We start from the raw sequence: 7,808 nt of genomic DNA, 5'->3' as shown, positions 1-7,808 counted from the left end.
CCACCCCCCCCCCCGCCCCCCCGGGGGCGGGCGGGCGCCCCGCCCCCCCCCCCCCCCCCCCCCCCCCCCCCCCCCCCCCCCCGGGGGGTGCGCGCCGCCCCCGTCCCCACGGTGCGGCGCGAGCAGGTCGCCGTCCAGTCATCCCGTGGACGGCGGCCTGGGTCCTATGTCAGTCCGAGTGCGGGCAGCGCGACGGCCTCCACGAACCGGACCAGGTAGTCGGCGTCGGCGTACTCGCCGGTGAGCACGGGACGCACCCGCAGGACGCCGAAGACCATGGCGGGCACGTAGTCCAGCGCGGGATGGTCCTCGGGCACCTCACCCCGCCGGATACCGCGGCAGATGATCTCCCGCAGCGCGGCGATCTCGGGTTCGAAGAGCGCCTCGCGCAGCGCCTGCGCGAGTTCCGCGTCGGCGGTGACCGCGTGTCCCAGCGCCTGGAGCAGCCTGGTGTCCTTGTGCGACCAGTCCCCGGCGGCCCGGGCGACCTCGCGCAGGTCCCCGGCGAGCGACCCGGTGTCGATGCCGACGAAGCGCACCCGGCGGCTGGCGCGCAGCGCCGCCGCCACGAACTGCGGCTTGGTCTTCCACTGCCGGTAGAGCGTGGACTTGCTGCACCGGGTGCTGGCGGCGACGCCGTCCATGGTCACGGCCTCGTAGCCGCACTCGCGGATCTGTTCGAGCACGGCGTCGAAGAACTCCCGCTCACGCTCCGGCGTGATCTTGGAGCGGCGCGAGGCGGCGACCGCGTCCGGCACCTCCGCGTCCTGCGACGTCATGTGCCCTTCTCCTCACTCGCCCATCACTTACGGATCACCTACGCCCCACCCGCCGTTCGGCCGGGGCGGAAACCTACAACCAGTGTGGCCTACGTCTATCGATACGCCACTGTACCGGTACTCGACCGTATCGGTACAGTGGCGTATCGGTACGCTTTCGTATCGATGAGTTTCGGTGAGTCCGGGCCACCGCCCGGACTCGGCACAGCACCACCGTCAGTGAGGGGGCCTGGGATGAGATCCCAGTCCGAGCCGGCAGCAGCGGAGCCGGGGTCCATACCCCGGCCGCCGCTCGTCCGAGAGCTCCTGCTCGTCGCAGGGCTCTTCCTCGTCTACAAGTTCGGGCGGCAGCTGGCCACCGGCCACACCGCCGAGGCCCTGCACAACGCCCACCGGATCTGGGACCTGGAACGGACGCTGCACCTGCCCTCGGAGGTCGACGTGCAGTCCGCACTGCTGCACGGCGACACCCTCGTCCACCTGGCCAACACCTACTACGCCACCGTTCATTTCCCGGCCACGCTGGCCTTCCTGGTCTGGCTCTACCTGAAGCGGCCCGCGCACTACGTCTGGGCCCGCCGGGTCCTCGCCGTGGTCACCGCCGCCGCCCTGGTGCTGCCCTTCACCTTCCCGCTGGCGCCGCCCCGGATGCTGGCCGCGACCGGCCTGGTCGACACGGCCCGCGTCTACGGCCCCTCCGTCTACGGCCCGCCCTCCAGCGACCACCTCTCCAACCAGTTCGCGGCGATGCCCTCGCTGCACTTCGGCTGGGCCCTGATGGTCGCGATCGGCCTGATCGTCGCGACCCGCTCACGCTGGCGCCGGCTGTGGCTGCTGCACCCCGCGATCACCCTCCTCGTGATCGTCGGCACCGCGAACCACTACTGGCTGGACGCGATCGTCGCCACCGCGATGCTGGGCGCCGCCCTCGCCCTGATTCACCCGCCGCACCGCACGGCCACCACGGCCGGCCGCTCCACACGCACCCTCGTACCGGACGAGCCCGTGCTGGCGGGGGCCGGCCGATGAGCGCCGCAGCCCTGGTCGCCGTCGCCCTCTCCCTGGTCTCGGCCGTCGCCTACGCGGCCGCCGCCGTCGCCCAGGAGCGCCTGGCCTCGAAGTCCTCCGGAGCGGGTCTGCTACGACTGCTCGGCTCCGGCGCCTGGTGGGCGGCGGTCGGCCTCAACGCCGGCGCGGCCCTGCTCCATGTCGTCGCCCTCAAGTACGGCCCGCTGACCCTCGTCCAGCCCCTGGGGGCGCTCACCCTGGTCGCGGCCGTGCCGATGGGCGCCCGGGTGGCGGGCCGCCGGGTCAGCGCGACGGAGTGGCGGGGCACGGCCCTGACCCTGCTCGGCCTCGGCGCCCTCCTGATCACGGCCTCCGGCCCGGCGCCCGACCGCACCCTGAGCCTCACCGAGGCGCTCGCGGTCGCCGGTACGACGGCCACCCTGATCGGCGTGCTCTCCCGCCCCGGCAGCCGCCCGGGCCTGCGCCACGCCACCGCGTCCGGCTTCGCCTCCGGCGTCGCCTCCGCCCTCACCCAGACGGTGACGGTGGCGGCGACCGACCGCTCGGGCCCCGTCCTCAGCACCGAGGTGATCGTGGTCGCCCTCCTGGTGGCCGCGTTCGCGGTCGGCGGCCTCCTGCTCTCCCAGACCGCCTACCGGGGCGGCCTCGGCGCCCCGCTCGCCGTGGTCACCCTCTCCAACCCCGTGGCCGCGGCGGTCATCGGCCTCACCCTGCTGGGCCAGGGCCTCCAGGACGGCGCGACCGGAATCCTCCTCGCCCTCGCCGGCGCCGGCCTCGCCTCCTGGGGCGTGGTCCTCCTGACCCGCGTGACCCCGGCGACACCGACGGTCGTACAGGTACCGGACGAGGAGCACCCGGTGGCGGCGGTACTGGCCCTGGAGTCGGCGAGGGCGGCGGCGGAGCAGGCACTGCTCCCCCAACAGAAACAAGAGCCCGGACACCTCACGGCACTCTGAAACGCCTCGAACTGGAGCGCCCCCAAAGGGGCGCTGGGGGCACCCCCGGCCGAAGGCTGGGGGAGGAACTGCGCGACCAGCCACGACCGGCCCGCAGTCACCCCACTACCGTTCGATCCTCAGCCGAGCCCCCGCGAATCCTGCTTCAGCGCCGTGTCCACGGTCAGGGCCGTCGCCACCACCAGGCTCAGCAGCGGCTCCGGGAGCTGGTAGTGGATCTGCAGGACGTAGTTGTCGGCGGTCGTGAACATGGTCTTGGCGAGGCCTTCCCATGTCTTCGTGATCCGGGCCACCTCGTTGTCCGTGTGGTCCACGACCGCGAAGTTCCACGCCCGCCAGTTCTCCGCCTTGATCGCGCCGACCTTCTGGCCGCCCGCGTTCATCGCGAAGTTGATCTTCCCGATCATGTTCTCCTGGACGATCTCACCGACCGGCGACCCGTCCGGACGCGTCACGATCACCCGCGACTTCAGGAACTTGGCCGGCCGGGTCAGCACCAGCTGCGGCTGCCCGTGGGCGTCACGGATCTCCAGCCGGTGGGTCATGAACTGGTCGAGGCTGGAGACGAACCGCAGGACCTTCTTCAGCGCGCTCTGGCCGACCTCGACCACCGAGCCGAGCTCACGGCCCTGCTGGTCCATGACCTTGTACTCGTTGGTCAGCTCGATCAGCTTGGCCTTCTGGTTCACCACCAGCACCGGCTCGGTGAACAGGGTGCCGCCACCGGCGCCCCCGCCCGCGACGCCGGCCTGCTGCTGCACCTGCCGCTGCACCTTGGGGTCGGCGGCCGGGGCCTGCCCCGGCACCGCGCCCTGCTGATTCGTCTGGTCGGTCCACTGGGCGCCGTCCCAGTACCGGAGGGTCTGGGACGCACCGTGCGGATCGGGGTACCAGCCTGCAGGAGTGTTCGATTGCGTGGTCACCGGGGCACACTACCCCGATGTGACCGGTACCTGACCAGCCCGCACGATGCGTCCCTCATCGCCCTGTCACTCGGTGATGATCGCCGGGTCGCTGACGCCCGGAAGACCGTTCTCGACATGTCCGGCGAACCGCCGCACAAAGGTCTTGTCCGCGTCGGAGGTGACCGTCACGTCGTACCAGCGGCGGCTGCGCGCGAGGTCGACGGTGTGCTTCACGGTCGCCCCGGCGCGCACGGTGACCGTGCAGGCCTTGCCGCCGTAGCCGCCCGCCAGCGTCAGCTTCACCGTGCCGGAGCCCTTGTTGGTGAGGGTGAGCTCGATGTCGTCGCCCACGGGCCGCGCGGTGACCTCGGGGCCCGCCACCTTGCCGGGCCCCTGGAAGGTGCGCAGGAAGCCGTTCGGGCCGTGCACGGTCAGGTCGTACGACCCGTTCGAGTACGCCGTGTTCCACGTGTCGGAGACGGACTTGCCGGCCTCCGTGGTGTAACTCCAGGGGCCGTCCGCGCGGTTGTTGGACGTGACCAGGAAGGCGGCGCCGGCGTGCGCGCCCGAGGCGAAGGCCAGGGTGAACTTGCCGGCCGTCGCGTCCAGCGAACCGTCCACCAGCGGGGCGTACTTGAGCGGCCGGGTGGGCCGGGAGCCGCGCTCCTGCTTGGGCAGCGCCGGGTTGGCCGGCGGGGTGGGCACGTAGTCGGGGTGGCGGTTGCCGTCCGGCGGCTGGTAGCCGTCCGTGGAAGGCAGCGCGACCGGCTTGGTGTCCTTGCGGGAGAAGTCGAAGGCCCCGGTCAGGTCACCGCTGACGGCGCGGCGCCAGGGCGAGATGTTCGGCTCGTGGACGCCGAAGCGGGCCTCCATGAAGCGGATGATCGAGGTGTGGTCGAGCGTCTCGGAGCAGACGTAACCGCCCTTGCTCCACGGGGAGACGACCAGCATCGGCACCCGCTGGCCGAGACCGTAGGCGCCGGCCGCGTGGCTCGCGTCGCCCTTGAAGAGGTCCAGGCTCGGGTCGACCGTGGACTTGCCCTGCGCGGCGGAGGCCGGCGGGAACGGCGGGACCAGGTGGTCGAAGAAACCGTCGTTCTCGTCGTACGTGATGAACACGGCCGTCTTCGCCCACACCTTGGGGTCGGCGGTGAGCGCGTCCAGGACCTGGGAGACGTACCAGGCGCCGTAGTTGGCGGGCCAGTTGGGGTGCTCGGTGAAGGCCTCGGGGGCGACCACCCAGGAGATCTGCGGCAGCTTGCCGGCCTTGACGTCGGCCTTGAGCTGGTCGAAGAAGCCCTCGCCCTTGGTGGCGTCGGTGCCGGTGCGGGCCTTGTCGTACAGCGGGTCGCCGGCCTCGGCGTTCTGGTACTGCTTGAAGTAGAGCAGCGAGTTGTCGCCGTAGTTGCCGCGGTAGGCGTCCTGGATCCAGCCCCAGCCGCCCGCCGCGTCCAGGCCGTCGCCGACGTCCTGGTAGATCTTCCAGGAGACGCCCGCCTGCTCCAGGCGCTCCGGGTAGGTCGTCCAGCTGTAACCGGCCTCGTCGTTGCCGAGGACCGGGCCGCCGCCCTGGCCGTCGTTGCCCGTGTAACCCGTCCACATGTAGTAGCGGTTGGGGTCGGTGGAGCCCATGAACGAGCAGTGGTACGCGTCGCAGATGGTGAAGGCGTCGGCGAGCGCGTAGTGGAACGGGATGTCGTCCCGGTTCAGGTACGCCATCGTCGTGGAGCCCTTGGCGGGCACCCACTTGTCGTACTTGCCGCCGTTGACGGCGGTGTGGGTGTCGCTCCAGCCGTGCGGGAGGTCCTGGAGGAAGGCGAGACCCAGGTCGTCGGCGTCCGGGTGGAAGGGCAGGATGTCCTTCGTACCGTTCGACTGGTTCCACACGGACTTGTTGTTCTGGGTGACCGAACGCGGGTCGCCGAAGCCGCGGACACCTCTGAGGGTGCCGAAGTAGTGGTCGAACGAACGGTTCTCCTGCATCAGGACGACGATGTGCTCGACGTCCTCGATCGACCCGGTGCGGTGGTTCGCGGGCAGCGCGGCGGCACGCTGGATGCTGCTGGACAGCGCGGTGAACGCCGTGGTGGCGCCCGCGAGTTGAAGGAATCGGCGCCGGTTTACTTCGGTCATGAGTGAGCGACCTCTCATCCTGACGTACGGATGGCCGGAACAGGGCGGGATGTGTGCGGGTGCGAGTGTTCCAAGGGCAGCGAACGTCAGGGAAGGGTCCGATGGCGCCGATGTGAAAGTCGGCGGTACGTGAGGTAGGGAGTCGGTAAGGAGACGGCGAACCGGTCACGGCCGGGAGAGCGGCCGTGACCGGTCGGCGGGGGGCGTCAGCTGATGAAGGAGCCCGCGGCGCAGGCGCTCTCCGTCACCCACTGGTGGGACAGGATGTTGTCGTTCATGGGGTGGCCGTCGGTGAAGTGGTCGCGGGTGAGGTCGTCCACGTACAGCTCGCCCGGCTTGAGGCAGCCGTAGCCGCCGGAGTAGTTGGAGAAGTAGTAGAAGGCCACGACGTCCTTGCCGCCGACGTACCCGCTGTTCATCACGGAGGAGGCGGCGTTGCCGTCGCTGCCCTGGAAGGCGCCGGCGGCGTCGGACCAGGAGGAGTCGTTGCCCGCGGTGACGCCGAGCAGGCCGCCCGCGCAGTCCCAGTCCTTCCAGGCCCGCACGTTGCCGTCGCGGCCCGGCCACTGCGCGTTGCAGCCGGCCGAGGCCTGGGCGGTGGCCGGCAGCGCGAAGCCGACGGCGGCGAGGGCCAGGGTGGTGAGGGCGAGGGTCATTTTGCGCATGGTGAGTTCCCGTTCTGCCTCGTCGGAGGCGGTCGGTGTGGGGAAAGGGCCGCGGCGGGCGCCGCGGAGCCATGGGGTACGGGCAGGTGTCAGGTGCGGGCGGGCACGATCCGCTGGGCGCGCGCCAGCGCCGTCAGGCGCACCTGCCGGTAGGCGTCCAGCCGGGCGCCGTACTCGCCGTCCAGCCGGGCCAGGTAGTGGGCCTCGCGGGCCTGGCCCACGGACCTGAGGGAGACCTCGCGGGCGCAGGTGGCGTCGGCGACCGCGATCCGGGTCTCGGCGGCGAAGCTCCTGGCCTCCTCGGCCCGGGTCTGCACCGCCGGGTGCTCCCGGGTGGCCTGCCGCGCCGCGTCGGGGTCCGGATAGGGGTGGCCGGCCCGCCGCATGCAGGCCGACCACGCGTGCACGGCGGCGGTGAACCGCCGGTCGTGCAGCAGCTTGCCGACGTAGAGCGGGCGCAGGTTGCTCGCGGTGGTGTCGAGCCGGAACCAGGTCCGCGGATCGCCGTACAGCGTCCGTTCCGCCTCGCCGTCGCAGCCGCCGGTCCGCTTGCTGACGCTGCCTCCGCCGGGGACGTCGGTGCGCAGCGCCTCGGCCCGCCGGCCGCCGTCGAGCGCGGTGTCGTAGGCGGCCCGCCGGGTGGCCGTGAGGCCCTTGCGGTAGGCGTTGTTGGGGTTGCGCAGCCGGGCGCGGTCCTCCTCGGCGGTGATCCGGCTGCCGTATCCGTAGGCGCGGGCCCAGCGCACGTCGTCCTGGACGTAGCCGAGCGGCCTGCTCTCGGCCAGGCTCAGCGGCCGGTCCGTCCAGTAGCCGAAGCCGTGGCGGGCCATGCACCGGGCGACCAGGCGCTGTTCGGCGTCGGAGATCCGCAGGTCCTCGGCGTAGGTCAGGTCACGTGCCCGGGATCCGGCGGGCGGGGCCGGGTCGTCGCCGGACGCCCGGGAGCAGCCGGTGAGAACGAGCGCGGCCACGGCGGCGACGGCGCTCAGCTGCGCGGCCTTGCGGCGGAAGGCGGGGCGCTTCATCGGGTACTCCCTCGGCGTACGGCGAACGGCTCGGTGCTTTCGGGCCGTTGACGCCGGCGGCGGGGCGTTCGTATGACATGCGCGTGCGGGGAATTTCCGCCGCGACGGATTTCGTGGCGCGTCCCGGGGCGCGCTCATACGGGGGCCGCCCGCCACCCGTCCCACGCACAGGGGCCGCTATGGCCACCCACAGGAATCAGCCAACTGCGCCAGGAGGGAGAACCACCCCCGATCCCGGTCCCGCCCGGCACACCGGGCGTCGTGGACGGTGCCGTCCGCCCTGTCGGGCGGAACGGTTCCGGACACGACGGCCCGG

General features: G+C 72.0%; 7 protein-coding genes. 2 read left to right on the top strand and 5 right to left on the bottom strand.

The window, feature by feature from the left end:
* Nucleotides 1–164: 164 nt before the first annotated feature.
* A complete protein-coding gene (locus ACGFZS_RS25820; protein WP_393797146.1) occupies nt 165–779 on the bottom strand; it encodes a TetR/AcrR family transcriptional regulator C-terminal ligand-binding domain-containing protein in 615 nt (204 codons plus the stop codon).
* Nucleotides 780–1,013: 234 nt separating this feature from the next.
* Here ACGFZS_RS25820 and ACGFZS_RS25815 point away from each other — a divergent pair, with 234 nt between their 5' ends.
* Both ACGFZS_RS25815 and ACGFZS_RS25810 read left to right on the top strand, forming a co-directional pair.
* Complete coding sequence (locus ACGFZS_RS25815; RefSeq protein WP_393797145.1) at nt 1,014–1,808, top strand: phosphatase PAP2 family protein; 795 nt, start codon at nt 1,014–1,016, stop codon at nt 1,806–1,808.
* Nucleotides 1,805–2,764 carry a hypothetical protein gene (locus ACGFZS_RS25810; protein WP_393797144.1) on the top strand — a complete coding sequence of 320 codons (960 nt, stop codon included), beginning with the start codon at nt 1,805–1,807 and terminating at the stop codon, nt 2,762–2,764. Before ACGFZS_RS25815 ends, ACGFZS_RS25810 begins: the two co-directional genes overlap by 4 nt.
* A 119-nt stretch (nt 2,765–2,883) precedes the next feature.
* Here ACGFZS_RS25810 and ACGFZS_RS25805 read toward each other — a convergent pair whose 3' ends face one another.
* From ACGFZS_RS25805 to ACGFZS_RS25790, 4 genes are all read right to left on the bottom strand, one after another.
* Complete coding sequence (locus ACGFZS_RS25805) at nt 2,884–3,687, bottom strand: phospholipid scramblase-related protein (RefSeq protein WP_393659579.1); 804 nt, start codon at nt 3,685–3,687, stop codon at nt 2,884–2,886.
* 66 nt (nt 3,688–3,753) lie between these two features.
* The gene (locus ACGFZS_RS25800) at nt 3,754–5,802 is read right to left on the bottom strand and encodes a phosphocholine-specific phospholipase C (protein WP_393797143.1); all 2,049 of its coding nucleotides are present in this window, start codon (nt 5,800–5,802) and stop codon (nt 3,754–3,756) included.
* Between the two features lie 206 nt (nt 5,803–6,008).
* The gene (locus tag ACGFZS_RS25795; RefSeq protein WP_359213760.1) at nt 6,009–6,467 is read right to left on the bottom strand and encodes a hypothetical protein; all 459 of its coding nucleotides are present in this window, start codon (nt 6,465–6,467) and stop codon (nt 6,009–6,011) included.
* Nucleotides 6,468–6,556: 89 nt separating this feature from the next.
* The gene (locus ACGFZS_RS25790; protein WP_393797142.1) at nt 6,557–7,492 is read right to left on the bottom strand and encodes a hypothetical protein; all 936 of its coding nucleotides are present in this window, start codon (nt 7,490–7,492) and stop codon (nt 6,557–6,559) included.
* Between the last annotated feature and the right edge of the window lie 316 nt (nt 7,493–7,808).

Origin of the sequence: Streptomyces sp. NPDC048288 (assembly GCF_043201555.1) — a bacterium.
Classification (GTDB): Bacteria; Actinomycetota; Actinomycetes; order Streptomycetales; family Streptomycetaceae; genus Streptomyces.
Note: the sequence above shows the minus strand (reverse complement) of the source record. Positions and strands in the feature narration are given on the sequence as shown.

Coding starts and splice junctions, on each gene's coding strand:
- ACGFZS_RS25790 (WP_393797142.1), bottom strand. CDS start 7,492: ATGAAGCGCCCCGCCTTCCGCCGCAAGGCCGCGCAGCTGAGCGCCGTC.
- ACGFZS_RS25800 (WP_393797143.1), bottom strand. CDS start 5,802: ATGACCGAAGTAAACCGGCGCCGATTCCTTCAACTCGCGGGCGCCACC.
- ACGFZS_RS25820 (WP_393797146.1), bottom strand. CDS start 779: ATGACGTCGCAGGACGCGGAGGTGCCGGACGCGGTCGCCGCCTCGCGC.
- ACGFZS_RS25815 (WP_393797145.1), top strand. CDS start 1,014: ATGAGATCCCAGTCCGAGCCGGCAGCAGCGGAGCCGGGGTCCATACCC.
- ACGFZS_RS25795 (WP_359213760.1), bottom strand. CDS start 6,467: ATGCGCAAAATGACCCTCGCCCTCACCACCCTGGCCCTCGCCGCCGTC.
- ACGFZS_RS25810 (WP_393797144.1), top strand. CDS start 1,805: ATGAGCGCCGCAGCCCTGGTCGCCGTCGCCCTCTCCCTGGTCTCGGCC.